The organism is Nocardioides sp., from assembly GCF_036274455.1.
GTDB lineage: Bacteria > Actinomycetota > Actinomycetes > Propionibacteriales > Nocardioidaceae > Nocardioides.
The window spans coordinates 1-23,851 of sequence record NZ_DASUFR010000149.1; the positions used below are offsets into that span (position 1 = coordinate 1).

23 protein-coding genes are annotated in these 23,851 nt (G+C 72.5%); 13 read left to right on the plus strand and 10 right to left on the minus strand.

Going from position 1 to position 23,851, the window contains the following annotated elements:
- Window positions 1–92: 92 nt before the first annotated feature.
- The 8 genes from VFV89_RS14615 to VFV89_RS14650 all read left to right on the plus strand — a co-directional run bounded on the left by VFV89_RS14615 (window position 93) and on the right by VFV89_RS14650 (window position 10,184).
- The gene (locus tag VFV89_RS14615) at window positions 93–2,654 is read left to right on the plus strand and encodes a LuxR C-terminal-related transcriptional regulator (protein WP_329706683.1); all 2,562 of its coding nucleotides are present in this window, start codon (window positions 93–95) and stop codon (window positions 2,652–2,654) included.
- Between the two features lie 71 nt (window positions 2,655–2,725).
- Window positions 2,726–3,394 (plus strand): hypothetical protein, encoded by a 669-nt coding sequence (locus tag VFV89_RS14620; protein ID WP_329706684.1) that lies wholly within the window; start codon window positions 2,726–2,728, stop codon window positions 3,392–3,394.
- On the plus strand, window positions 3,391–4,128 hold the full coding sequence (locus tag VFV89_RS14625) for a GNAT family N-acetyltransferase (protein ID WP_329706685.1): 738 nt from the start codon (window positions 3,391–3,393) through the stop codon (window positions 4,126–4,128). The genes VFV89_RS14620 and VFV89_RS14625 overlap by 4 nt, the downstream gene beginning before the upstream one ends.
- Before the next feature lie 2 nt (window positions 4,129–4,130).
- On the plus strand, window positions 4,131–5,144 hold the full coding sequence (locus VFV89_RS14630; protein ID WP_329706686.1) for an LLM class flavin-dependent oxidoreductase: 1,014 nt from the start codon (window positions 4,131–4,133) through the stop codon (window positions 5,142–5,144).
- 449 nt (window positions 5,145–5,593) lie between these two features.
- Window positions 5,594–8,806 carry a sensor histidine kinase gene (locus VFV89_RS14635; RefSeq protein WP_329706687.1) on the plus strand — a complete coding sequence of 1,071 codons (3,213 nt, stop codon included), beginning with the start codon at window positions 5,594–5,596 and terminating at the stop codon, window positions 8,804–8,806.
- Window positions 8,803–9,219, plus strand: coding sequence for a roadblock/LC7 domain-containing protein (locus VFV89_RS14640; RefSeq protein WP_414690391.1), 417 nt, complete (start codon window positions 8,803–8,805; stop codon window positions 9,217–9,219). The genes VFV89_RS14635 and VFV89_RS14640 overlap by 4 nt, the downstream gene beginning before the upstream one ends.
- Window positions 9,220–9,238: 19 nt before the next feature.
- On the plus strand, window positions 9,239–9,616 hold the full coding sequence (locus tag VFV89_RS14645) for a DUF742 domain-containing protein (RefSeq protein WP_329706688.1): 378 nt from the start codon (window positions 9,239–9,241) through the stop codon (window positions 9,614–9,616).
- Window positions 9,597–10,184, plus strand: coding sequence for an ATP/GTP-binding protein (locus VFV89_RS14650; RefSeq protein ID WP_329706689.1), 588 nt, complete (start codon window positions 9,597–9,599; stop codon window positions 10,182–10,184). The genes VFV89_RS14645 and VFV89_RS14650 overlap by 20 nt, the downstream gene beginning before the upstream one ends.
- Window positions 10,185–10,434: 250 nt before the next feature.
- On the opposite strand, the gene VFV89_RS14655 is transcribed toward VFV89_RS14650, so the two are convergent.
- Genes VFV89_RS14655 through VFV89_RS14665 form a run of 3 tightly spaced genes read right to left on the minus strand, consistent with a single transcriptional unit; the run spans window position 10,435 to window position 13,684 of the window.
- On the minus strand, window positions 10,435–10,851 hold the full coding sequence (locus tag VFV89_RS14655; protein WP_329706690.1) for an SRPBCC family protein: 417 nt from the start codon (window positions 10,849–10,851) through the stop codon (window positions 10,435–10,437).
- On the minus strand, window positions 10,848–12,374 hold the full coding sequence (locus tag VFV89_RS14660) for an acyl-CoA synthetase (RefSeq protein ID WP_329706691.1): 1,527 nt from the start codon (window positions 12,372–12,374) through the stop codon (window positions 10,848–10,850). The genes VFV89_RS14655 and VFV89_RS14660 overlap by 4 nt, the downstream gene beginning before the upstream one ends.
- 29 nt (window positions 12,375–12,403) lie before the next feature.
- The gene (locus VFV89_RS14665) at window positions 12,404–13,684 is read right to left on the minus strand and encodes a serine/threonine-protein kinase (protein WP_329706692.1); all 1,281 of its coding nucleotides are present in this window, start codon (window positions 13,682–13,684) and stop codon (window positions 12,404–12,406) included.
- Between the two features lie 222 nt (window positions 13,685–13,906).
- Here VFV89_RS14665 and VFV89_RS14670 point away from each other — a divergent pair, with 222 nt between their 5' ends.
- Together VFV89_RS14670 and VFV89_RS14675 are read left to right on the plus strand one after the other, a co-directional pair.
- Window positions 13,907–14,431, plus strand: a complete 525-nt coding sequence (locus tag VFV89_RS14670; protein WP_329706693.1) for a hypothetical protein — start codon at window positions 13,907–13,909, stop codon at window positions 14,429–14,431.
- A 79-nt stretch (window positions 14,432–14,510) separates the two neighbouring features.
- A complete protein-coding gene (locus tag VFV89_RS14675) occupies window positions 14,511–14,876 on the plus strand; it encodes a hypothetical protein (RefSeq protein WP_329706694.1) in 366 nt (121 codons plus the stop codon).
- On the opposite strand, the gene VFV89_RS14680 is transcribed toward VFV89_RS14675, so the two are convergent.
- A complete protein-coding gene (locus VFV89_RS14680) occupies window positions 14,850–15,473 on the minus strand; it encodes a sulfotransferase family 2 domain-containing protein (RefSeq protein WP_329706695.1) in 624 nt (207 codons plus the stop codon). The two genes, VFV89_RS14675 and VFV89_RS14680, sit on opposite strands and share 27 nt — an antisense overlap.
- A 326-nt stretch (window positions 15,474–15,799) precedes the next feature.
- Between VFV89_RS14680 and VFV89_RS14685 the strand changes: the two genes are divergently transcribed.
- Window positions 15,800–17,254 carry a PLP-dependent aminotransferase family protein gene (locus VFV89_RS14685; RefSeq protein ID WP_329706696.1) on the plus strand — a complete coding sequence of 485 codons (1,455 nt, stop codon included), beginning with the start codon at window positions 15,800–15,802 and terminating at the stop codon, window positions 17,252–17,254.
- Here VFV89_RS14685 and VFV89_RS14690 read toward each other — a convergent pair.
- Both VFV89_RS14690 and VFV89_RS14695 read right to left on the minus strand, forming a co-directional pair.
- A complete protein-coding gene (locus tag VFV89_RS14690; RefSeq protein WP_329706697.1) occupies window positions 17,181–18,485 on the minus strand; it encodes an APC family permease in 1,305 nt (434 codons plus the stop codon). The two genes, VFV89_RS14685 and VFV89_RS14690, sit on opposite strands and share 74 nt — an antisense overlap.
- Window positions 18,486–18,785: 300 nt before the next feature.
- Window positions 18,786–19,184 (minus strand): adenylyltransferase/cytidyltransferase family protein, encoded by a 399-nt coding sequence (locus tag VFV89_RS14695; RefSeq protein WP_329706698.1) that lies wholly within the window; start codon window positions 19,182–19,184, stop codon window positions 18,786–18,788.
- 47 nt (window positions 19,185–19,231) lie between these two features.
- Between VFV89_RS14695 and VFV89_RS14700 the strand changes: the two genes are divergently transcribed.
- Complete coding sequence (locus VFV89_RS14700) at window positions 19,232–20,518, plus strand: DUF445 domain-containing protein (protein ID WP_329706699.1); 1,287 nt, start codon at window positions 19,232–19,234, stop codon at window positions 20,516–20,518.
- A 49-nt stretch (window positions 20,519–20,567) separates the two neighbouring features.
- On the plus strand, window positions 20,568–20,801 hold the full coding sequence (locus VFV89_RS14705) for an RNA-binding S4 domain-containing protein (protein WP_329706700.1): 234 nt from the start codon (window positions 20,568–20,570) through the stop codon (window positions 20,799–20,801).
- 29 nt (window positions 20,802–20,830) lie between these two features.
- Here the strand turns inward: VFV89_RS14705 and VFV89_RS14710 are convergent, their stop codons facing one another.
- From VFV89_RS14710 to VFV89_RS14725, 4 genes are all read right to left on the minus strand, one after another.
- Entirely contained in the window at window positions 20,831–21,199 is a 369-nt protein-coding gene (locus tag VFV89_RS14710) for an FKBP-type peptidyl-prolyl cis-trans isomerase (RefSeq protein ID WP_329706701.1), read from the minus strand.
- 14 nt (window positions 21,200–21,213) lie between these two features.
- The gene (locus VFV89_RS14715) at window positions 21,214–22,317 is read right to left on the minus strand and encodes an IS110 family transposase (RefSeq protein WP_329706702.1); all 1,104 of its coding nucleotides are present in this window, start codon (window positions 22,315–22,317) and stop codon (window positions 21,214–21,216) included.
- Window positions 22,318–22,640: 323 nt separating this feature from the next.
- Window positions 22,641–23,381: an SDR family oxidoreductase gene (locus VFV89_RS14720; protein ID WP_329706733.1), complete on the minus strand. Its 741-nt coding sequence runs from the start codon at window positions 23,379–23,381 to the stop codon at window positions 22,641–22,643.
- On the minus strand, window positions 23,378–23,815 hold the full coding sequence (locus tag VFV89_RS14725) for a CBS domain-containing protein (RefSeq protein WP_329706703.1): 438 nt from the start codon (window positions 23,813–23,815) through the stop codon (window positions 23,378–23,380). The genes VFV89_RS14720 and VFV89_RS14725 overlap by 4 nt, the downstream gene beginning before the upstream one ends.
- Window positions 23,816–23,851 lie beyond the last annotated feature (36 nt).

Sequence of the window (23,851 nt, forward strand, 5' to 3'; positions counted from 1 at the left end):
GAGACGCAGCCTGACGGCTCGAGGCCCGCGCCTCACGTAATGAACGGCATCTGTCACCGACGCGCCGCGCGCGCCGACCCTAGGCTGAGCGGATGCCGGTGCCGGGCACCAAGCTGCGCCCGCCGAGGCCGCGCCCGCGGCTGGTGCCGCGCGGGCGCCTGATCGAGCGGCTCGAACACGCGCCGCGCCTCGTGCTCGTCGCCGCGCCGGCCGGGTTCGGCAAGACCACGCTGCTGGGGCAGTGGCTGGCCGCCGGGCGCCGGCGCGTCGCGTGGCTGGCGCTCGACCGCACGGACGGTGAGCTGCGGCCGTTCCTCACCCACCTGATCGCCGCGATCCAGATCGCGGAGCCCGAGGTCGGCGGGGAGGCGCTCACGCTCCTGGAGGCCGAGGCCGGCGACGCCGTCCTGGTCAGCCTGATCAACGATCTCGACGTGCGCGCCGGTCCGATGGTGGTGGCGCTCGACGACTACCACGTGATCGACGCGGCCGCCGTGCACGAGGCGCTCACGTTCCTGCTCGACAACCTGCCTCCGCAGATCACGCTGGCGCTGACCACGCGGGCCGACCCGCCGCTCCCGCTCGCGCGGCTGCGCGCCCGCGGCGAGCTCGCCGAGGTGCGGGCCGCGGACCTGCGCTTCACGGCCGAGGAGGCGGACGCGTTCCTCAACGAGGTGATGGAGCTCGGCCTGGAGCCCGGGTTGGTGCAGGCGCTGGAGACGCGCACCGAGGGCTGGGCGGCCGGGCTGCAGCTCGCCGCGCTGTCGGCCCGCAGCCACGCCGGCGACGTCGCCGGGTTCGTCGAGGCGTTCTCCGGGAGCCACCGGTTCGTGCTGGACTACCTCGTCGAGGAGGTGCTGGACCGGCAGCCGGACGCCACGCGCGCGTTCCTGCTCGACACCTGCGTGCTCGACGAGCTGACCGGCGGCCTGTGCGACGCGGTGACCGGCGGGCCCGGCGGCCGCGAGATGCTGGAGACGCTCGAGCGCGAGAACCTGTTCGTCGTCGCGCTCGACGACGAGCGCCGCTGGTACCGCTATCACCACCTCTTCGCGGATGCCCTGCGCGCCCGCCGGAGCCGCGACCCCGCGCGGCACGCGGCGGCCGCGCACTGGCTGGCCGAGCATGGCCTGCTCGCCGGCGCCGTCAAGCACGCGATCGCGAGCGGCGACCACGAGCGCACCGCCGACCTGATCGAGCTCGGCCTGGCCGAGCTGCGCCGGCAGCGCCAGGACCGCATCCTTCGCGAGTGGCTGCTCGCGCTGCCCGAGGACGTCGTCCGCGGCCGGCCGCTGCTCGCCACGTTCATGGGCTGGAGCCGGCTCTCCGAGGGCGACTTCGACGGGGTGGAGGCGTGGCTCGACGCGGCCGCGCAGACCCCCGCGCCGGCCATCCGCACCGCGGGCGCGCCGGCCGAGGCGCTCGGCGACCGCGAGCGCGAGATCCGCTCGCTTCCGGCGATGATCGCCGTCTACCGCGCCTCGGTCGCCCAGGCCCGGGGCGACGTCGGCGGGACGGTCGCGCACGCGCGCGAGGCGCTCGCGCTGGCCGAGCCGGACGACCACTTCCGGCGCGGCGCCGCCGCCGGCTTCATCGGCCTGGCGGCGTGGGCCGCCGGCGACCTCGTCGCCGCGGTCGACACGTTCACCGAGGCGGTCGCGAGCCTGCGCGCGGCCGGCATGGTGGCCGACGCGCTCGGCGCGACCGTCGTGCTGGCGAACCTGTGGCTCGCGCGCGGACGGCCGGACGAGGCGCGCCGGCTGTACGAACGCGCGCTGGCCGAGGCCGAGGACCCGGTGCTGTCCACCACCGGCGACCTGCACGTCGGCCTCGCCGACGTCCTGCGCGAGCAGGGCGACCTCGAACGCGCCGCCGAGCACCTCGAGATCGCCCGCGGGCTGGGCGAGCGGGCCTCGCTGCTGGAGAACCGCCACCGCTGGTACACGGCGACGGCCGCGCTGCTGCGCGCGCGCGGCGATCTCGACGGCGCGGTCGCGATGCTCGACCGGGCCGAGCCGCTGTTCCTGCCCGGCTACTTCCCGGACGTGCGGCCGATCGCCGCGACCCGGGCACGCGTGCGGATCGCCCAAGGCCGCCTGGAGGACGCGCGGGCGTGGGCGCGCGGGCGCGAGCCCGCGCCCGGCTACCTGGGCGAGTACGAGCGGCTCACGCTGGCCCGGCTGCGGATCGCCGAAGCCGACACCGATGAGGCGCTCGCGCTGCTCGACCGCGTGCTGGACGACGCGCGCGAGCGTGCCGGCAGCGCGATCGAGGCGCGCATGCTGCGCGCGCTCGCCCGCCGCGACCCCGCCGGGCTCGCCGCCGCCGTCGGCGAGGCGGTCCCGGCCGGCTACCGCCGGCTCTTCCTCGACGAGGGCGAGCCGATGGCCGAGCTGCTCCGCGCCGCGGGCTCCGAGCTCCTCCCCGGCACACCGCCGGCACCCGCCGCCCGCGCCTCCGAGGAAGGGCTCAGCGAGCGCGAGCACGAGGTGCTGCGGCTGCTCGCGACCGAGCTCAGCGGCCCGGAGATCGCGGGCCGGCTGTTCGTCTCGGTGAACACGCTGCGCACGCACACCAAGCACATCTTCAGCAAGCTCGGCGTGAACACGCGCCGCGCCGCGGTGGCCCGCGCCGCGGAGCTCGGCCTGCTGTGAGCGAGATCACCACCTCGAATCACATCGCTTGGTGATGCGGACTCACCACACCCGCGCATAGCTTGCGCGCCATGGAGATCACCGCGAACCGCCTCACCGCCGCCGCCGGCCTCTGCGCCGCGGCCGCCGGCGCCATCTTCCTCGGCGTCCAGGTCAATCACCCGCCGGCCGACGTCGAGCACATCGTCACCGGCGAGATGGCGGTCCGCGAGACCGCGAAGGTGCTCATGACCGTCCTGGCCATGATCGGCATCACCGGCATGTTCCTGCGCAACCGCGAACGCTTCGGCGTCCTCGGCCTGGCCGGCTACGGGCTGCTGATGGCCGGGTTCCTCTCGCTGTTCGCCGTCGAGTGCATCGTCGGCTACGTCCTCCCGGCGGTCGCGCACTCGAACCCCGGCTACGTGCAGGACGTGCTCGACGCGGCCGTGGGCGGGAGCCCGAAGGGCGACATCGGCCACATGAGCCAGCTGTTCCTCGTCTCCGGCATCGGCTACGCGCTCGGCGGCCTGCTGTTCGGCATCGCGCTGTTCCGCGCTCGCGTGCTCGCCCGCTGGGCCGCCGCGCTGCTCGCCTACGGGACCACCTCCGCGCTCGCGCTGTCCGCGCTGCCGGAGTCCTTCAACCGCCCGTTCGCGGTCCCGACGGCCGTCGCGCTGATCGGCCTCGGCGTCTCGCTCTGGCGCGACGGCGCCGGCGCGCCGGCCGCGGCGTGGGTCCCCGAGCCCGCGACCCGATGATCTACGCGATCCGCGTCGACGGGCACCTCGACGACCACTGGTCGGCGTGGCTCGGGGGCGACGAGATGACCCGGGACGGCGACGGCGGCAGCACCGTCACCGTCCGGGTCGCCGACCAGGCCCAGCTGCACGGGGTCCTCGCCGCGCTGCGCGACATCGGCGCCGTCATCACCGAGCTGCGCGCGACCGGGGCGCCGGCCGCGCCGTCGCTCGAGCGCCCGCTGCGCACCGCGCGGCTCACGCTCCGCCCCGGCGCCGCCGGCGACGCCGGCGCGACCTGGGCCTACCGCCGGCTCGAGCCGGTCAACGAGTGGCTCGACGGGACGCCCGCCGATCTCGACGGCTACCGCGCGCGGTTCACCGAGCCCGCGCGGCTCGCGGCGACCGTCATCGTGGCGCTCGGCGAGCGCATCATCGGCGACTTCATGCTCCGCCGCGAGGGCGCCGAGGCCGAGCTCGGCTGGGTCCTGGATCCCGCCTTCACCGGCCACGGGTACGCCACCGAGGCCGTGCGCGAGCTGCTGCGCCACTGCTTCCAGGATCTCGGCGTACGCCGGGTCACCGCGAACTGCTACCTCGGCAACGACGCCTCGTGGAGGCTGATGGAGCGCGTCGGCATGCGCCGCGAGCAGCACCTGGTGCGCGAGTCGCAGCACCGATCCGGCGAATGGCTCGACACCGTCGGATACGCGATCCTCGCCGAGGAGTTCGCCGCCGATCTGCTAAGCCCGTAGCGATGAAGCGGATCGGGTTCCTCAGCTTCGGCCACTGGTCCGGCGCGCCGGGCTCGCAGACGCGCACCGCCGCGGAGTCGCTGCGCCAGCACGTCGAGCTGGCGGTGGCGGCCGAGGAGATCGGCATCGACGGCGCGTTCCTGCGCGTGCACCACTTCGCGCCGCAGCTCGCGTCGCCGTTCCCGCTGCTGGCGGCGATGGCGGCGCGGACGTCGCGGATCGAGCTCGGCACCGCGGTGATCGACATGCGCTACGAGAACCCGCTCTACATGGCCGAGGACGCCGGCGCGGCAGACCTGATCAGCGGCGGGCGGCTGCAGCTCGGCATCAGCCGCGGCTCGCCGGAGCCGGCGCTGCGCGGCTATGAGGCGTTCGGCCCCGTGCCGCCCGAGGGGCGCAGCGATGCCGACATGGCGCGCGAGCACGCGGCGCGGTTCCGCGCGGCGATCGCCGGCGAGCCGGTCGTCGAGGCCGACCCCGCGATGACCGGACGGCGCGGCCTGCTCGCCATCCAGCCGCAGTCGCCGGGGCTGGCCAAGCGGATCTGGTGGGGCGCCGGCACGCGCGCGACCGCGGTGTGGGCGGCCGAGCAGGGCATGAACCTGATGAGCTCGACGCTGCTCACCGAGGACACCGGCGTGCCGTTCCACCAGCTCCAGGCCGAGCAGCTCCAGATGTTCCGCGACGCGTGGGCGGCGGCCGGCTGGCCACGCGAGCCGCGCGTCTCGGTGAGCCGCAGCATCTTCCCCCTCGTCAGCGACCTCGACCGTGCCTACTTCGGGCACGACCGCAACAGCCAGGACCAGGTCGGCCACATCGACGGCGGGCTGGCGCGGTTCGGCAAGTCGTACGCCGGCGAGCCCGACCAGCTGGTCAAGGAGCTGGCCGAGGACGAGGCGATCGCGGCCGCGGACACCCTGTTGCTGACCGTGCCCAACCAGCTCGGGGTCGACTACAACGCGCACGTGATCGAGAGCGTGTTGAAGTACGTCGCTCCGGAGCTCGGCTGGCGCTGACACGGAAAGTGGCAGACCTTCCTCACGCCGTTCTCGCGGCAGGCGTGTTGGGAAGGTCTGGGACTACCGGCGCGGGTGCAGGGGTCATCGGCGTGTCCGTGGCCGTGCTCGACATCGTGCTGATGCTCGGAGGGGTCGTCCTCACGGCCATCGTCCGACCCCGCCCGTGGGAGGGCCACCTGCCGGATTACGGCGGTGGCCCTTCGTCGTAGGACGTAGCCTCTGGTCCGCGGCTCCGCAGCCGTGTACAACACGACCGCCTGGCGAACACGGCGGTCGGACAAGCATGGACACTGAGGACTAGACCGGGTTGACTGAGTCGGCCGATACCCCGCGGATTCCCCGATTCTGCCGCGGGGCGGGGGGAGTGAAACCTATCGTGATCTCGATCTTGGCGGGTGCCGTCACGCACGACGGCGTCTCGAACTCGATAGACGTGGGTGGGGCGAATGTCTGAGGAGAAGCGGCGCGACAGCGCTGGGCGCATTGCGTCTGCACTTGCACTTCCCGAGTGGTCGCTCCGTCGCAAGCTGGCGCTGGCCCTGGCCATTCCGATGCTGCTGGCCGCAACCTTCGGCGGCCTCCGCGTGCACAACGAGCTGAGTGAGTCCGACAACTACTCGTCCACGGCGAAGCAGATCGAGGTGCTCCGGCCTGCCGCCGGCTACCTGGCTGCGGCCGAGCGCGCCATCATCATCTCCAGGCAGCGGCCCGCCCTCGACGACCCGGGCCGGCAGTCGGCGATCTCCGCCGTGGATGTGGCCGGCAAGCGGCTCGAGGACACGGGCAAGACCGCCGACCTGACCGCGACCCAGCAGCAGCGGCTCAATTCGGTCATCAACCTGAGCGCCCAGCTGCGTGACGGCACGGCCTACCTCTCGACCGGCCAGGCGGTCTCCCAGCTCCGCCAGCTGCAGCGGGGCGTGACCGGGCTGATCGACTCGATCGTGGCGGCACAGATCAACCCGGAGCCCAAGCTGGGCGCCCTGCAGCAGGCGCTCGACGGCCGGGTGTCCCTCGCCATGCAGCTCTACATGACCAACGCGGACCCCAAGAGCATCAACATGGTCGACCTGTCGGCCGAGCTGGGCGTCGAGCAGGTCATCATCGACCGCCTCGGTTCCTACCTGGGCCTCACCCAGCCGATGGTCCAGAAGCTCAACCAGCAGAACGCCGCTCACTTCGGTGTCATCCGGGACAACCAGACCAACATCGGTGACGCCGAGGACTTCGAGCCCTACGACAACCTGACCACGTCGTTGCTCGCGGACATCGACAAGGACCTCACCAGCGCCGCCAACGACGCCCGGGGCCTGGCCATCGCCAACGCCGTCATCACCATCGCGTTGCTGCTGGCGGCGCTCCTGCTGGCGCTGTTCGTCTCGCGCATGCTGCTGAACCCGATCCGCAAGGTGCGTGAGGGCACCCTCGACGTCGCGAACACCCGGCTGCCGGAGATGGTCACCAAGATCCGGTCGGGCGACGATCCTGGCGACATCGTCCCGATCCCCGTCACCACGCACGAGGAGATGGGCCAGCTGGCGCGGGCCGTCGACGACCTGCACCGCCAGGCGGTGACCCTCGCGTCCGGTGAGGCCAAGCTGCGCACCCAGGTCGGCGAGATGTTCTCGACCCTGTCGCGACGCAACACCTCGCTCATCAACCAGCAGCTCGGCCTCATCGAGCGGCTCGAGAAGGACGAGGAGGACCCCAACCGCCTCGAGTCGCTGTTCCGTCTCGACCACCTGGCCTCGCGCATGCGCCGTACGGCGGACTCGCTGATGGTCCTCGCGGACGCGCCGACCCAGACCAGCGACCAGGACGCCCTCGCACTCGGCGACGTCTTCCAGGCCGCGATGGCCGGCGTCCAGGAGTACCAGCGCGTCCAGATCGAGGGCGCGCCCTCCGAGAAGGTCAACGGGGCGGCGTCCGCGGACGTCGTGCACCTGATGACCGAGCTCGTCGACAACGCGCTGGCCTTCTCGCCGCCCACGGCGCCGGTGAAGATCTCGACCAAGCAGGCCGGTGACAGCACCATTGTCGAGATCAGCGACGGCGGCCTCGGCATCGCCCAGGACGTGCTGAACTCCCTCAACGAGGACCTGCGCTCCGGTGGCGAGGTCACGGTCGACACCGCCCGCCGGATGGGTCTGCTGGTGGTGAGCCGGCTCGCGAACCGGCATGGCATCACCGTCTCCCTGTCCCGCAACACCCGCGGCGGCACGACGGCCACGGTGCTCCTGCCGCCCGCGCTGCTGGGTGGCCGGCCGACCCAGGTGCAGGCCAAGCAGCGTCCGGGCCTGACCGGGCTCGGGTCGGCCAAGTCGGTGCTGCCCGCGGCCGTCGCAGAGCAGCTCAGCAACGAGGCCGAGCCGAAGCAGCCGGCCCGCCCGGCTCCCGCGGCCCCCGCGGCGCCGGCAGCGTCGGCGACGTCGTTCGCCCGGCCCGCCGGGACGGCTCCGGTCGCCCCCGTGACCCCAGCCACGCCGAGGCCCACGGTCGCGCCCGCGGCACCGGTGACCCCGGTGGCGCCTACGGCTCCGGCCGCGTCCGCCGCTCCGGCTGCACCGGCCGCTCCGGCTGCACCGGCAGCCAAGACCGACACGGCCGCGGCCGAGGTGGACCCGATCGCGGCGGCCATCAACGCCGTCACCCGGCTGCCTCAGCGTGCGCCGGGTGCGACCAGGACCGGTGGCGCCATGCCCGGCGCTCCCGTCACCTCGACCGGTGGCTCGCTGTTCCAGCGGCTTCGGGCCAGCGAGGCCGCGCAGTCCGCGCAGTCCGAGTCGTCCGAGTCCGGGAAGCCGGACCTGCCGCGGCGCGAGCCGACCACGCCCACGACCGCGTTCGCCGCGATCGACGCCGCGGCCGCCCGGGCCAGGGACCGCGACGGTGTCGGGCCGGCGAGCTCCGGGCTCGGCCTGGCGCCGACGTCGTCCGACGCGCTGCGCGAGGACGCCGACCAGAACGCGTCGTCGACGCTGGACGACGTCGTCACGCCGCTCGACGTACCGCGCCGCGGCGGCCTGAGCAACTTCCACGCGCTCAACGGCAACCGGAACGCCGGCTCCAGCAACGGCACGCCCGCACCGGAGGAGCCGGCCGCCCGGCTCGAGCCGGTGGCCGCGCCCGAGCCCGAGCCGACGGCGGAGTCCGAGCCGGTGACCGTGTCGGCGGCGGAGGCCGAGCCGGCAGCGGAGGAGGCCCCGGCCGCCAGCTGGGCGGACTCGCCGTCGAGCAGCGCGTCGGCCCCTCCGCCCACCGCGGAGCCGGCGTACGACCTGCTCGACTCGCGCAGCCCGATGCCCGAGCCGACCGAGGACGAGACGCCGATCTTCCGCACCCTGCGGTCCCGCTGGCTCAGCTCGGGCGACGACGCCACCTGGACCAAGTCGGAGATCGAGGCCGGCTGGGAGGCCGCCGAGCAGATCGCCGAGGCGCCTGCTCCGGTCAGCCAGTCCGGGCTCCCGATGCGGCGTCCCGGCAACCGGTTGGTGCCCGGCGGTGTCTCGCCGGCGCCGGCCGTCCCTGTCAGCCGCGACCCGGAGGCGATCCGGGCCAGGCTCGCCGCGCACGCTGCCGGCGTGTCCCGGGGCCGTACTGCCGCCGTGGACGAGCACGTACCCGCACAGAGCACCACCACCGAGGAAGGTCCCGCATGACCGAGATGACCGAGACCGACGAGCGCGGGCTCGACTGGGTCGTCAGCAAGTTCGTCGACGAGGTGCCGTCCGCGGCACACGCCGTGCTGGTGTCGGCCGACGGACTCCTGATGGCCAAGAGCCTGAGCCTGCCCGACGAGCGTGCCGAGCAGGTCGCCGCCGTCTCCTCCGGGATGGCGAGCCTGGCGGTCGGCGCGGCGCGACTGTTCGAGGGTGGCTCCGTCCTGCAGACCGTGATCGAGATGCAGAACGGCTACCTGCTCCTCATGAGCGTCGGCGACGGATCGCACCTCGCCGTCCTCACCGAGGACTCCGCCGACATCGGCCAGGTGGGCTACGAGATGGCCCTCCTCGTCGACCGCGTGGGCCGCATGGTCCAGGCGACCGCCCGCGTCCCGCTCAGCGGCGTCTGAAGGACGACGGGAACCAGTCATGGCACTGCCGACCCAGCCGTGGGAACCGGACGAGGACGCGCCAGCCGCGCGTGTCGTCCGGCCCTACACGCTGACCGGCGGCCGGACGGCTCCGAAGGTGGAGCTCCCGTTCGAAGCGACGCTTCGCCGGGAGACAGGTGGGGTCGAGGAACCCACCGACGGCAACCTGAAGCAGATCCTCGAGGTGTGTGACAAACGCTCGGTCGCCGAGGTGTCCGCGCACGTGCACATGCCGATCGGCGTCGTCCGGGTTCTCCTGGGCGACCTGGTCGAGCAGGGGCACGTCCGGGTGCAGGCGACCCTGACCGCCGAATCGTCGCAGGACGAGCGACGAGAGCTCATCGAAAGGACCCTCCGTGGACTACGCACGCTCTAGCGCCCAGCGCTCCGCGGCGTCGACCAAGATCGTCATCGCCGGTGGCTTCGGCGTGGGCAAGACGACCCTCGTGGGTTCAGTCTCGGAGATCATGCCCTTGCGCACCGAAGCTCTCGTCACCAACGAGTCCGAAGGCGTTGACGACCTGGCCGCCGTGCCCACCAAGGCCACGACCACCGTGGCCATGGACTTCGGCCGCATCACGCTGGCCGAGGACCTGGTCCTGTACCTCTTCGGTACGCCGGGCCAGCGTCGGTTCTGGTTCATGTGGGACGACCTGTGCCTCGGTGCCATCGGCGCCATCGTGCTGGTCGACACCAACCGGCTCGACGAGGCGTTCTCGCCGCTGGACTACTTCGAGTCGAAGGGGCTGCCGTTCATCGTGGCGGTCAACCAGTTCGACAACGCCCAGCACTACCCGCTCGAGGAGATCCGGGCCGCCCTGGCGATCCCCGAGCACGTGCCGATGATCGAGCTCGACGCCCGCGAGCGCGAGTCGTGCAAGCAGGCGCTGATCCGGATCACGGAGTACTCGCTGGAGCAGCTCACCGAAGCGGTCGCGTTCTGAGCGGAGCGCCTGAGGAACCCACCCGTTCGGTCCTCCCGGGTTGCTGACGAACCGCTCGTCCGGTCCGACCCCGGGCGGCGGTCAGCTGGCACCCCGAACCCAGCCGATTCCGCACTGCGCGGTTGCAGGCTGATCGCTCCCCGGGGTCGGGCCGGTGCAGCGGTCGGTCAGCAACCTGAACCCACCCATTTCGGCACTGTCCGGGTTGCGGGCTGACCGCTCCCCGGAGCCGGACCGCGTCGATCCCGGGTCAGCCGTCCGACAGCCGCTTGCGCAGGCTCTCGGCCTCGGTGTCGACCATCCCGCGGATCCTGCTCCCGAACAGCGCGCCGACGATCCCACCCAGGGCGCCGGTCATCTCGAAGGTGAGCGTGACGACGCAGCTGTCGGGGCCGTTGGGCTCGACGACGTGGTCGGCACGCTGGTCGTTGCCCACCCCGTGGGAGCCCCACTGGAACCGGCGGCCCGGCTCCAGCACCTGGACCTCGTAGGTCACCGTGCCGCGCCCGGGCTGCTTGACCCGCACCTTGGTCCCCGTCTGGAGCGGACCCTCGATGTCGGCCGTCTGGACCGTCGGCGTCCAGCTCGGCCAGCCGGCGACGTCCTCGAGGACCTTCCACGTCTCCTCGGCGGAGGCCGGCACCTCGATCGTGCGCTCGTACCTCATCGATATCTCTCCTGCAGCTTGCGCTTGACCAGCTTCCCGGTCGGCGTGCGTGGCAGCTCGTCGACGAAGTCCACCGTACGAGGTGCCTTGACGTGGGCGATCCGGTCCCTCACGTGGTCGATCAGCTCGCGCTCGAGCTCCGGCCCCGGCTCGACGCCGGGCGCGGGCACCACGACCGCCTTGACCACCTCGCCCATGTCGGGATCGGGTACGCCGATCACCGCCACGTCGTAGACGGCCGGGTGGAGGGTGAGCGCGTTCTCCACCTCCTGCGGGTAGATGTTGGCGCCACCACTGATCACCATGAACGCGCGCCGGTCGGTGAGGTAGAGGTAGCCGTCCTCGTCGACGTGGCCGATGTCGCCGGTGGTGGCCCAGTTGTCGTGGCGCGGGTGCTGTGCCTGCCGGGTCTTCTCCGGGTCGTGGTGGTAGGCGAAGGGCATCACGTCGCGCTCGAAGTAGACCAGGCCATCCTCGCCGACGGGCAGCTCCGGCTGGTCGGGGTGGTCCTGGTCGACGATGTGGAGGATGCCGAGAGCGGCGGTGCCGACCGAGCCAGGGTGTGCGAGCCAGTCCTGCGGAGTGATCCAGGTGAGGCCGATCGCCTCGGTGGCGGCGTAGTACTCGTAGAGGATCGGCCCCCACCAGTCGATCATCTGCTGCTTGACCTCGACCGGGCAGGGCGCGGCGGCGTGGATGGCGACCCGCAGGCTGGACACGTCGTACTTCCGGCGTACGTCGTCGGACAGCTTGAGCATCCGCACGAACATCGTCGGCACCCACTGGCTGTGGGTCGCGCGGTGCTGCTCGATCAGTGCCAGCGCCTGTTCGGCGTCGAACCTCCGCATGGCGACGACCGTGCCGCCGGTGGCCGTGACGACCATGCAGAAGCGCAGCGGTGCGGCGTGGTACATCGGTGCGGGCGAGAGGTAGACGGTGTCCTCACCGAAGCCGAACATCGGCTGGAACAGCGCCACGTAGATGCTCCCCGGCTCATCGACCTGGTGGTCGCGCAACGGCGGCTTGACCGCCTTCGGGAAGCCGGTGGTGCCCGAGGAGTAGAGCATGTCGGCGCCTGCGGGCTGGTCGCCGAGCGGGCCGCCGTCGGCCTCGGCGATCGCCCGGTCGACGTCGTCCCCCAGGAGTCTGGTGCCGACGGCTGGCGTCCGGTCGGCGAGCTCCGTGGCACGGTCGGCCTGGGCGGCGGAGGAGATCAGCACGGTCGCACCGCAGTCGTCGAGGATGTAGGCCTGCTCGTCAGCGGTGAGATGGAAGTTGATGGCGACCAGGTAGAGGCCGCTGCGCAGCGCCGCCCAGTAGGCCACGAGGTAGAGCGCGTCGTTCTCGCTGAGCAGGGCGACCGCATCGCCCGTCTGGAGCCCGGCGTCCCGAAGCACGCGAGCCAGGCGGACGGACCGGTCCTCGAGCTCGCCGTAGGTCAGGGTCTCGCCGGTGTCGGCCATCACCAGTGCCGGCTTGTCCGGGTCCTTTGCTGCGAAGGTGCCGGGGTACACGACGGTCACTCCATCACTGATGCGGAGCCGCGTCGAGGTCAGCGGTGGTGACCGTGGTTGCCCCGGTGGTGGCCGCCTGGGTGGTGGCCGCCTGGGTGGTGGCCGGCATGACGGTGCGGGGGGCCGGGACGGTGGTGCGCTTGGTGGCGGGCGTGGTGCCGGTGCTGAGGGCTGCCCTGGCGGGACACGGGTGCGGGGTCGGCCGCGTTGGTCGCGGAGGTCGTGGCGGGTACGACGTCCGGGGTGGTGGCCGCACCGGTGGCCGGCGGCTGTGGCGTGCGTGCCGCGGCCGGACGGTCCTCGGCAGCGCGCGCGTGGTGTTTGCCTGCCGCGGACGCCGTGCCCGAGGGCAGCGACAGCGAGGTCCAGCCCGCCGTGCCGAGCAGGAGCGCGAAGGCCGCGGCCGCGCCGGCCAGGACCACGCGGGCCGGCACCGCGCGGGCCGACACCACGCGGCGGCCCGGCGCCGGTCGCGCCTCGGTGGCCGCGCCGCGCAGCCGGGCGACGACCTGGGCCGCCGTCGGGCGGTCTCCCGGGTCGCGCGCGGTCATGGCTGTGAGCAGCTCCCGCCAGGGAGCCGGCAGGGTGGCGGGGATCGCCGGAGCACGGTGGAGCCGGGCCAGCGCGACCTCGACCGACGTGCCGGCGTACGCCCGGCCGCCGGTGAGCGACTCGAGGAGGACCAGTCCCAGTGAGTAGACGTCGACGGCCGTGGTGACCGGCTCGCCCGCGACCTGCTCGGGCGCCAGGTAGGCGACGGTGCCGACGACATGCCCCGTGCGGGTGTGGTGGCTGGTGTCGTCGACCAGCCTGGCGATCCCGAAGTCCGCGAGCCTCGCGGTGCCGTCCTCGCCGACCAGCACGTTGCCGGGCTTGACGTCGCGGTGGACCACGCCGGCGGCGTGCACGTGCGCGAGGGCCGCGGCGATGTCGGCGCCGATGGCGGACACCCGGGCCGGCGGCAGCGGCGCGACGAGGGCGTCGCCCAGGGTGCTGCCGCGCACCAGCTCCAGCACCAGGAACGGCCGGTCCCGGTCGACGCCGGCGTCGAGGACCCTGACCAGTCGCGGGTGGGACAGCCGCGCCAGGAGCCGGGCCTCGGAGAGGAACCGGGCCCGGTCGGTCTCGTTCGCCGTCGCCTCACGGAGCAGTTTCACCGCGACCCGGCGGTCGAGCCGGGTGTCGATGGCCTCGTGCACGTCGGCCATCCCGCCCCGTCCCAGCAGCCGGTGCAGCCGGTAGCGGTCCGCCACGGTCGCGGACGGGGCCGGGTCGCCGAGGAGAGCGGCCATGTCGGTCAGGGCCGTGTCGTCGCTCATCAGCGGGCCGTCGCCATGGCGAGAGGGCTGCTGCAGGACCGGCTCGGACATGTGCTCCCGGTTCCCCGTCCGGTCGCGGTTGATGCCTCAGCCGGACCGGACGTGGTCCGAATGTGGGTGGTGGGTCGGCTCAACATGGGTGGTTCTCCCGATCCGGGCCACGGTGATGCCGACCTAGGTTCTCGACGCATCAGAACACCGAGACCGAGGAGGACTCTGACCATGAAGACCCGCATCCTGCTGTCGTGCGTGGCCGCTGCCGCGCTGCTCACGGGCACGGCTCCGGCCGGGGCATCGACCGCGCAGCACGACCTGGGCAAGCTGCGTACGGCGACGAAGTCGTTCCACAACGTCGCCAACGCCGAGCAGGCCGGCTTCGGCCTGCTTGCCGACCAGAAAGGCATCACCTGCATCGACATGCCGGGCATGGGTGGCATGGGTGTGCACTGGGTCAAGGGCAAGCGTGTAGGCGACCCGGCCGAGAAGGTCGCGAAGCCCGAGGCGCTCGTCTACGAGCCGCTCGCGGACGGCACCCTCAAGCTGGCCGCGGTGGAGTACGTCGTGCTCAAGGCCGACTGGGACGCCACGCACACGTCCCGCCCGTCGCTGTTCGGGCACAAGTTCAACCTGACCAAGGCGCCGAACCGCTTCGGCCTGCCGGACTTCTACTCGCTGCACGTCTGGGCCTTCAAGGACAACCCGGCGGGCCGCTTCTCGCCCTGGAACCCGGACGTCCGTTGCCCGTGACCACGACGGGGGAGGGCTTCCGTGCCCGGCTGCTACGCGGGCACGGGAGCACCCCGGCTCATGTCGGAAGGAGCTCGTCATGCCGTTGCGGATCGTCGCGGCCCTGATGCTTGCTGCCGAGATCGCCATCCACCTCTACCTCACCCCCGAGCACCTCGAGGAGATGCCCTACATCGGGGTCGGGTTCGTCGTCGCCTCCGTGCTGTGCGCGGTCGCGTTGGTGCTCGTGCTCCGGGACCATCGGGCGGGCTGGCTGCTCGGCGCGGCGGTGTGCGCGGGGATGGCTGGCCTCTTCGTCGTCAGCCGGGTCGTGGGCCTGCCCGACTACCACGAGGAGTGGACCAGTGACCGCAGTCTGGGCCTGTGGTCACTGGGGCCGGAGGCCGTCTTCCTGGTGCTCGCCTGGGTCCGGCTGCGCTCAGAACTCGTAGCCGTACTCGCGTAGGTCGGCCTCGAACAGCTGGGCCACGCGCCGGCGCGTCGCCGGGGTGTAGACCTCGCGGTAGTCGGGCCGGCCGGGGTCGATGTTGACGCTCTGCGGAGGGATCCACTCCAGCCCGAGGTGGTCATAGATCTGTTTGAGGTCGCTCTCGAGGCTCTCCTGGCGGCCGGTGAAGTCGGCCCGCTTCAGGTCGTTGTTGAGGAAGGCGACCTGCGGCTTGCGCAGCCGCGGGTGCTCGTCGGGGGCATGCATCACGAAGGACTCGAAGTCCGGGTGAGCGGCGATGATGCTGGCCACGAACCGGTTGCGCTGCAGGTGGTCGACGTACCGGTCGATCCCCTGCTCGGCGCCGTCGCGGAACCGCTCCATCATCCGCCACCACGAGAGCATCCGCGCCCACGGGTTGCGGACGAAGCCGGCCGTCCAGTAGCCGGCGAGCCCCGGTTCGAGCTGCAGCAGCCGGTCCAGCGGTGCGTGCCGGTTGGCCGCGGGGATCCGGCGTACGTCGCCCAGCGCCGCGGTCAGGCCGTTGTCGATCGTCGACCCGCCGGTCTTCTGGACATGCACGAAGAGGAACCGGTGCGAGTCGGAGATGAGCACCGGATCAACCTACCGAGGGCTCTGGCACCCTCGAAGTTCGTGAGCGGCACGGTGGCCGAGGTGCGAAGGCGTTCTGCGCCTGGGCCTCGAAGCCTCCGCAGGGAAGGCACCCGGGTGGGTCCCAGCACCGGCTCACCAGGCTTCGAGGCTCGGCGCCGGGGCGCCTCGCACCTCAGCCACCGTGGTGACCCGTCGCCGGTCGAGCCTGTCGAGACCTCCGCAGCGAAGGCACCTGCTGGCCCGCCGCTGGTCGAGCCTGTCGAGACCTCCGCAGGGTAGGCACCGGGGTGAGTCCCGACGTCGGTACGACGTGCCAGTGTGTCCGCATGCGCGAGCTCGGTGACCTGGTCGTCGACCTGAGCACCCGCGGCGACCGCGCCACCGCCGTCTACCGGGCGCTGCTGGACGCGGTCCGCGGCGGCCGGCTCGAGCCGGGGGAGCGGCTGCCGCCGACGCGGGCGCTCGCTGTCGACCTGGGGGTGTCCCGGACCACGGTGGCGACGGCGTACGAGCGGCTGGTCGCGGAGGGCTTCCTCACGGCGCGGGTCGGCGCCGGGACGTTCGTCGCAGACGCGGCGCGGCCGGTGCGGCCGCCGCGGCGGGGGACGGACCTGGCGCCGCGCCCCGGCTGGGACCGCGGGCCGCACGTGACGAGCGGGACGACGCCCAAGCCGGCCCACGACTTCCGGGTCGGGATCCCCGACGCCCGACTGTTCCCGTTCGACACCTGGCGTCGGCTGGTCACCGCAGAGCTGCGGGTCGGCGCGCACGACCTCGGTGTCTACGCCGACCCGGCCGGGCACCTCCCGCTGCGCGAGGCGATCGCCCGGCAGCTGGCGCTCTCGCGCGGTGTCACCGCGACCCCGGACGAGGTCCTGGTCACCCACGGGACCCAGCAGGCCCTCGACCTGGTGGCGCGCGTGCTCCTCGCGCCGGGCGACGTGGTGGCGATGGAGGAGCCCGGCTACCCGCTCGCCCGCGACCTGTTCGCTTCCTACGGCGCCAAGGTGGTGCCGGTCCGCGTCGACCTCGAAGGGCTGGTCGTCGACGACCTCCCGACGTCCACGCGGTTGGTCTTCACCACCCCCTCGCACCAGTTCCCGACCGGACCCCCCTTGTCCCTCGACCGGCGCCATGCGCTCCTCGACTTCGCCAGCCGCCACCGGTGCGCCGTGGTCGAGGACGACTACGACAGCGAGTTCCGGTTCACCGAGCGGCCGCTGGAGACGTTGCACTCCATGGACGACGCCGGGCGCGTGCTCTACCTCGGCACGTTCTCCAAGTCGCTGGTGCCGGGGCTGCGGTTCGGCTACCTCGTGGCGCCCGAGCCGCTCCAGGCCGCGCTGCGCGCGGCGCTCCAGCTGTCGGTCGGCTACATCGACGTGCCCGAGCAGGCTGCGCTGGCCCGGTTCATCGCGGATGGGCTGTTCGCCCGCCACCTGCGCAAGGCCAAGGCGGCGTACGCCGAGCGGCGCGAGCTGGTCCTCGAGGCGGTGCACGGCCCGCTCAGCCGCCACCTCGAGCTGATGCCGTGCCAGGCCGGGCTGCATGTCACCACCGTGCTGCGCGACCAGGCGGTCGACGACGCCGCCGTGGTGCAGCGGGCGGCCGCGCTGGGCATCGTGGTCGAGACCCTGTCGCAGTACGCCGTCAGCGGCGGGCCGAAGGGCATCGTGATGGGCTACGGGGCGACCGACCCGGCGTCGATCAGGCCGGGGCTGGCTCGGCTGGCCGCGCTCCTCGACGAAACGTCGTCCACGCCAGCGCCCCCGCCCCGATGAGCGCCGGCGCGAGGAGGTGGGTCCCGGTGAGGATCAGCAGTCCGAGCGTCGCAACCAGGCCGATGGCCGCGCCCCTGCGCACCCAGCTGCCGCGCGGGAGCAGCTTGAGGGCCGCGGCGGTGCCGACGGCGTAGACCAGCGCGAAGGCGCCGGTGGTGGCCAGCAGCGGCGCGTTGAGCGAGAGCCCGCCGGCCGTGAGCACGCCGAGCGAGGTGAGGGCGCCGAGTGTCACGACGGCCAGCGAGCGGCGCGGCACCTCGCCGGCGCTCGACCCGTGGGCCAGCCACGCGGGGAGCGACCCGTCGCGGCCGAGAGCGGCGCCGAGCCGCGCGCCGCCGCCGAAGTAGGCGTTGATGGCACCCACCGAGAGCAGCACCGCGACCACCGTCGTGACCGGCCGGGCCCACTCGCCCAGGCCGAGCACGAGCAGGTCCGACAGCGGCGCCTTGCCCGGGTGGTCGCCGAGCACGGCGACGGTCGCGAACGCGACCCCCAGGTAGAGCACGCTGATGACCGCGATCGCGATGCCCGTCGCGCGACCGATGTCGCGGCCCGGGTTGCGGTACTCCGCACTCAACGAGGTGACCGCCTCCCAGCCGGCGAACGCCCACACCAGCAGCGCGGCCGCCGAGCCGACCGCCAGCCAGCCGTGGGGGGCGAACGGGGTGAGGTTGCGAAGGTCCGCGTGCGGCAGCGAGACCAGGGTCGCGGCCAGCAGCAGGGCGCCGAGGACGAACGCGATGACCAGCTGCACCCGGCCGCTGACCCGCAGGCCGAACCAGTTCATCGCGGCGACCAGCGCGATGATCGCTCCGGTGGCGACCAGCTGGGTCTGCCGACCCCCGCCGAGCGAGTCCGCGACGTACGCCCCGGCGAACCCTGCCGCGGTAGGTGCCCCGATCGGGATCGCGAAGTAGAAGCACCAGCCCACCACCGTCGCGGCCCGGGCGCCGAACGCCCGTCGGGCGTAGGTCGACACGCCGCCGCCGTCTGGGTAGCGGGCGCCGAGCGCCGCGAAGGTCGTGGCGAGGGGGATGGACAGCAACAGCAGCGCGGCCCAGGCCAGCAGCGAGGCCGGTCCCGCGGCGTGCACGGCCAGCGCCGGCAGCGAGATCACCCCGGTCCCGAGCACCGCCCCGATGGTCAGCGCCGCCCCTTGCGACACGTCCAGCCGGCCACCGACGGCGGCCTGCGGATCGGCCGGCTGGGTGGGCGGCGCGACCGATGTCATGGCTCAATTCTGGTGGCGATAATGGCCGGAGAGAACGGCCAATTCGAGGTCTTCTGTGCAGGCCATTTCGCAGTGATCCGGTGATACGGCGCACAGCGGCGGGCTTCGCCGCGCCGTTGCACAGCGCGGGCACCACCAGCCCCATCGGTGGGTTTGCGGAGGGAGATCGGCACCTGGTGCCCGAGATCCTCGGCAAAGCCCGGGTTGCGGCGGGCTACGCGCGCGGCCGACCACCCACGGACAGGTCACAAGCCGGATATCCGGTGCCCCATCCAGCCGAGACCGACTTCCAGCAGCGCCTCACCCCAGGTCGCTGATCTTCTCGATCAGCGCCGTGGTCGAGATCGCCGGCGTCCGGGGCAGGTAGACGACCTCGCAGACGTCCATGAACTCGTCGAAGCGGCCCTTCCAGTCATCGCCCATGACGAGCACGTCCGCGGCGTACTGCTCGATGTAGTGCCGTTTCAGCTCGAGGCTCTCCTCGACGAACACCTCGTCGACCGCCTTGAGGGCACCCACGATCGCCAGCCGCTCGGCCTGGCTGAAGACCGGCTCGCGGCCCTTCTTGGCCACGTTGAGCGCGTCGGAGGACACACCGACGACCAGCCGGTCGCCGTGCTGGGCCGCGCGCTCGATGACCCGCAGGTGTCCGACGTGGAAGACGTCGAACGTGCCGAAGGTCAAGACGGTGCGAGCCATGGGCGGGATTCTCCCAGCCTGGGTGCGTCCGGGAGAATCGACGGCTGATGGATGACACCGCGGTTGCCACAGCCCCTCTCGGACCCCTCGTCGCGGGGGATCCCGCTGCCGACGCCCTGCGACGGGCCGGGCTGCGGCGGATGCGCACGGTCGCCACCGGGCTCCTGGTGCTGGCCGCGGTCGTGTACGTCGTCACGAGGGACCGCGGTGGGTTCCTCGGCTTCGTCAACGCCGGCGCCGAGGCGTCGATGGTGGGTGCGATCGCGGACTGGTTCGCGGTCACCGCCCTCTTCAAGCACCCGCTCGGGCTGCCGGTGCCGCATACCGCGCTGATCCCGCGCAAGAAGGACGACCTGGGCCGGGGGCTCGAGGAGTTCGTCGGGGAGAACTTCCTGCAGGAGGCGATCATCCGCGACCGGATCGGTGCGGCGGGGGTCTCCCGGCGGCTCGGCCTCTGGCTGGCCCAGCCGGTCAACGCGCAGCGGGTGGTCGACGAGGTGGCCGAGGTGGCTGCGATCGCGCTGTCCAAGGTCCGCGATGACCACATCGAGTCGCTGGTGCGCGACGCGCTGACCCCGCGGTTCCGCGAGGAGCCGATCGCACCGCTGCTCGGCGGGCTGCTCACCGAGGCGCTGGAGGACGACCTCCACCACGGGCTGGTCGACCTCGCCCTGGCGGAGCTGCACGGCTGGCTGGTCGAGAACCCCGACACGGTCGCGGAGGTGCTCGGCGAACGTGCGCCGTGGTGGGCGCCGCCGCGGCTCAACGAGGCGGTGACCACCCGGATCCACATCGAGCTGGTCCGCTGGGTGGAGGACATCCGCGACGACCCGCGGCACCGCGCCCGGGTCGCGCTCGACTCGGTCCTGCATCAGCTGGCCGCCGACCTGCTCACCGACCCGGCGACGCAGGAGCGCGCCGAGGCCCTGAAGAGGCGCGTCCTGGACAACCCGGCGGTGCTCCGCTCCGCGATCTCGCTCTGGGACGCGCTCCGGCGCGCGCTGACCACGTCGCTCGCGGACCCCCAGGGCGCCGTACGCCAGCGGATGCTGGTCGAGATCGGGGCGTTCTCGGCCCGGCTCAGCCACGACACCGCGCTGCAGGCCCGTCTTGACGGGCTGGCCGCGGACGCCGCGGTCTTCGTGGTCGATCGGTACGGCGCGGAGGTCACCGCGGTCATCACCCACACCATCGAGCGGTGGGACGGCCGCGAGGCTGCGCGCCGCATCGAGCTGCACGTGGGGCGCGACCTGCAGTTCATCCGGATCAACGGGACCGTGGTCGGCGGCCTGGTCGGCGTGGCCATCCACGCGGTGAGCGTGCTGCTGCCCTGATCGGCGTGTGGAATTGGGTCCCCGACACGCCGGGTAGGAGAATGGGAGCGTGACGGACTACAACGACGTGCCGGTGGAGGACGACTCGATCAAGCTCGGTCAGTTCCTCAAGCTGGCAGACCTCATCGAGTCCGGCGGGGAGGCCAAGCAGGTCCTGGCCGGAGGCATCGTTCGCGTCAACGGCGAGGTCGAGACCCGCCGTGGACGCCAGCTCGAGCGTGGCGACGTGGTCAGCGTCGCCGCCAAGTCGGCCCGCGTCGGCGGCGAGCGCGCCTGGGAGTGATCTGGGCGGCGCGAGGAACGAGCCGTAGGTCAGCTGACGCCGAGCAGGTCGACCACGAACACCAGAGTCGCGCCCGGCTTGATCACGCCGCCGGCGCCCCGGTCGCCGTACGCCAGGTGCGGAGGGATGACCAGCTGCCTGCGGCCGCCCACCTTCATGCCCTGGACGCCGGTGTCCCAGCCCTGGATCACCTGACCCACGCCGAGCCGGAACCTGAGCGGCTCGCCGCGGTTGTAGGACGCGTCGAACTCCTCGCCCGTCTCGTGCGAGACGCCGACGTAGTGCACCTCGACGGTCCGGCCGGCCTGCGCCTCGTCCCCGTCGCCCTCGACGAGGTCGGTCACGACCAGGTCGGCCGGCGGCTCGGGGTCCACGAAGTCGATCTCGGGCTTCTCCATGCGTTTCTCCTATGTCAAGCCGCGGCCGGGAGCAAGCCCGCGGTCGGGGTTGAGGTGGTGGTCTTCAGGGTCTGGTAGACGACGCGGGCGAGGCGTCGTTTGAGGCAGCGGAGCGCTTCGGTCGTTGAGTCGCCGGCGGCCAGGCGCTTCTCGTAGTAGGTCCGTCCTGGACCGTGGCGTTGGATCTGGGTGATGGCGATGCGGTGCAGGGCGGCGTTGAGTTGTCGGTTTCCGGCCTTGCACATCCGGACCCGACCCTCGGTGCGCCCGGACCAGACCGGGATCGGGGCGACCCCGGCGTGCATGGCGAACTTGGCCTCGTGGGCGAAACGGTCGATGCCGGCGATCTCCCCGACGATCTTCGCCGCGGTCAGGCCGGCGCAGCCGGGCAGCTCCAGCAGCGCCGGGGCCTGGACGGCGGCCAGGGCGGTCACCTCACGCTCGAGGTCGTTGATGACCGGGGTGACCCGGTCGATGTCAGCCAGCACCTCACGGGCCATCCGGGCGTCGATCCCGGTCTTGTCGGCCAGGAACTCGGCGAGCTCGCGGCGGGTCTTGGCCTGCTTGAGCGACTTGGGCTTGGGGTCGACGGTGGGATCGATTCGGTGCAGGTGCCAGCGGAACCGGTTCATCGCCGCGGTGCGCTCTTTGACCAGGTCATCGCGCCGATCGACCAGCATCTTCAGCTCCCGGGAAGCCTCGTCGTGGGCGGCGACCGGCAGGTCCGGCTCGCGCAGCACCGCACGCGCGACCGCCAGCGCGTCGATCGGGTCGGACTTCCCCCGCGTGCGGGCGGTGCGCCGCTGCTCGGCCATCAGCTTGGCCGGCACCCGCACCACCGCCTGGCCGGCGTCCAGCAGGTCGATCTCCAGCCGCGCCGAGAGGTGCCGGCAGTCCTCGATGCCCCACCGCACCCCCTCACCACCGGCGGCGAGGTCCGCGGCGATCTGCTCGGCGAACTCGGTCTGGACCCAGCGGATCGCCTGGTCATGACCGACACCATCGGCCTTGACGGTCTTGTGCCCCAGCTTCTTCCCGACCGCGTCGACCACCACGAAGGTGTGCGTCCGCTTGTGAACATCAGCTCCAACAACAACCATGGAGGTTGCCTCCTTCACTCAGATGCGAGGGACGGTTGGGCCGGTCGGCGGACACATCTCAGTGGGGGCGATGCCACGCTCCTATCAAGTCACGCCGGCCGGTCCATCACACCCGGTGCCGGCAAAACGCATGAACATCAGCCCGAAGGCGACATCGACCCTATGAGCCAGACACCGGGTGCTCAGGATCCAACCACCGCGTGAGCGGTGCCTCACCCTGACACTGAGCTCGACCCTAGCGAGCCGCTCGTGGCCGGCCTCCCGGGCCGCCGGTGGCGGTGGGCTGGCAACGCCTGTCCACGGGGAGAGCGGTTGCAGACCCACCGCCACCCCGGCGGGCCTCAGCGGCCGCCGGCCACCCGCAGCGTCGTGCCGGTGACGTAGGACGCCTCGTCGCTCATCAGCCACGCGACCGCGTCCGCGACCTCCTCGGGCTCGCCGGCCCGCTGCATCGGGATCAGCGGCGCCACCCGCTCCAGCCGGCCGGGCTCGCCCGCATCGGCGTGGATGGAGGTCCGGATCATCCCCGGCGCCACGCCCACGACACGGACGCCCTGCTGGGCCACTTCCTCGGCCAGGCCCAGGGTGAGCGCGTCGACGCCGGCCTTTGCCGCGGCGTACTGGACGTACTCCCCGGGCGACCCCTTGGTCGCGGCTCCCGAGCTGATGTTGACGAGGACGCCGCCGGGGCCGCCGTACGCCGTGGACAGTGCGCGCACCGCCGACCGGGCGACCAGGATCGCCGAGGTGAGGTTGAGGTCGATCGTCCTGCGGATCACCTCGACCGGGGTCTCGGCGAGCGGGCCGATGTGGAAGGTCGCACCGGCGTTGTTGACGACGCCGGTCAGCGGCCCGGCCGCCTCGAACAGCCGGTCCACCCCGCCCGGCTCGAGCAGGTCGGTCCGCACCAGCGTGCACCGGCCGCCCGCGGACTCGACATCCGCCTCGGCGAGCTCGGCTGCCGCGTCGTCGTGGGCGTAGCCGAGCACCAGGTCGTGCCCGGCCCGGGCCAGCCGGTGTGCGATCGCCGCCCCGATGCCGCGGGTTCCGCCGGTGACGAGCGTGCGGGGGTGGCTGATCAGTGCCCGCCCTGGTGCACGTAGGAGTCGAGCTGGTCGCGCTCGAACTGCAGCTGGCTGAGCTTGTGCTTGACCACGTCACCGATCGAGACGATGCCGACCAGCTTGCCGTCCCTGACCACGGGCACGTGCCGGAACCGGCGCCTGGTCATGATCTCCATCAGGTCGTCGAGGGTGTCGGTGGGCGCGCAGGTCTCGACGACGTCGGTCATGATCGCGCCGACGGTGTTGTTGATGACGGTGCCGTCGTGGTGGAGGTGGCGCACCACGTCGCGCTCGCTCACGATGCCGTCGACGGTCTCCCCGTCGGCGCTCACGATCAGGGCACCCACGTTGTGCTCGGCCAGCAGGGCGATCAGCTCGCGGACACCGGCATCGGGCGTGATGGTGATGACGCCACCCTCTGGCTTGGCTTTGAGCACTTCGGCGATCTTCATCGCGACCTCCCGGGGCGGTTGGAGACTCGACGGTAG

What these genes read in the sequence shown, in the direction of transcription:
- VFV89_RS14655 (WP_329706690.1), bottom strand. Translation starts at nt 10,851, where the DNA reads ATGAGGTACGAGCGCACGATCGAGGTGCCGGCCTCCGCCGAGGAGACG.
- VFV89_RS14625 (WP_329706685.1), top strand. Translation starts at nt 3,391, where the DNA reads ATGATCTACGCGATCCGCGTCGACGGGCACCTCGACGACCACTGGTCG.
- VFV89_RS14725 (WP_329706703.1), bottom strand. Translation starts at nt 23,815, where the DNA reads ATGAAGATCGCCGAAGTGCTCAAAGCCAAGCCAGAGGGTGGCGTCATC.
- VFV89_RS14640 (WP_414690391.1), top strand. Translation starts at nt 8,803, where the DNA reads ATGACCGAGATGACCGAGACCGACGAGCGCGGGCTCGACTGGGTCGTC.
- VFV89_RS14615 (WP_329706683.1), top strand. Translation starts at nt 93, where the DNA reads ATGCCGGTGCCGGGCACCAAGCTGCGCCCGCCGAGGCCGCGCCCGCGG.
- VFV89_RS14635 (WP_329706687.1), top strand. Translation starts at nt 5,594, where the DNA reads ATGTCTGAGGAGAAGCGGCGCGACAGCGCTGGGCGCATTGCGTCTGCA.
- VFV89_RS14695 (WP_329706698.1), bottom strand. Translation starts at nt 19,184, where the DNA reads ATGGCTCGCACCGTCTTGACCTTCGGCACGTTCGACGTCTTCCACGTC.
- VFV89_RS14710 (WP_329706701.1), bottom strand. Translation starts at nt 21,199, where the DNA reads ATGGAGAAGCCCGAGATCGACTTCGTGGACCCCGAGCCGCCGGCCGAC.
- VFV89_RS14690 (WP_329706697.1), bottom strand. Translation starts at nt 18,485, where the DNA reads ATGACATCGGTCGCGCCGCCCACCCAGCCGGCCGATCCGCAGGCCGCC.
- VFV89_RS14670 (WP_329706693.1), top strand. Translation starts at nt 13,907, where the DNA reads ATGAAGACCCGCATCCTGCTGTCGTGCGTGGCCGCTGCCGCGCTGCTC.
- VFV89_RS14700 (WP_329706699.1), top strand. Translation starts at nt 19,232, where the DNA reads ATGGATGACACCGCGGTTGCCACAGCCCCTCTCGGACCCCTCGTCGCG.
- VFV89_RS14620 (WP_329706684.1), top strand. Translation starts at nt 2,726, where the DNA reads ATGGAGATCACCGCGAACCGCCTCACCGCCGCCGCCGGCCTCTGCGCC.
- VFV89_RS14630 (WP_329706686.1), top strand. Translation starts at nt 4,131, where the DNA reads ATGAAGCGGATCGGGTTCCTCAGCTTCGGCCACTGGTCCGGCGCGCCG.
- VFV89_RS14645 (WP_329706688.1), top strand. Translation starts at nt 9,239, where the DNA reads ATGGCACTGCCGACCCAGCCGTGGGAACCGGACGAGGACGCGCCAGCC.
- VFV89_RS14685 (WP_329706696.1), top strand. Translation starts at nt 15,800, where the DNA reads ATGCGCGAGCTCGGTGACCTGGTCGTCGACCTGAGCACCCGCGGCGAC.
- VFV89_RS14675 (WP_329706694.1), top strand. Translation starts at nt 14,511, where the DNA reads ATGCCGTTGCGGATCGTCGCGGCCCTGATGCTTGCTGCCGAGATCGCC.
- VFV89_RS14665 (WP_329706692.1), bottom strand. Translation starts at nt 13,684, where the DNA reads ATGAGCGACGACACGGCCCTGACCGACATGGCCGCTCTCCTCGGCGAC.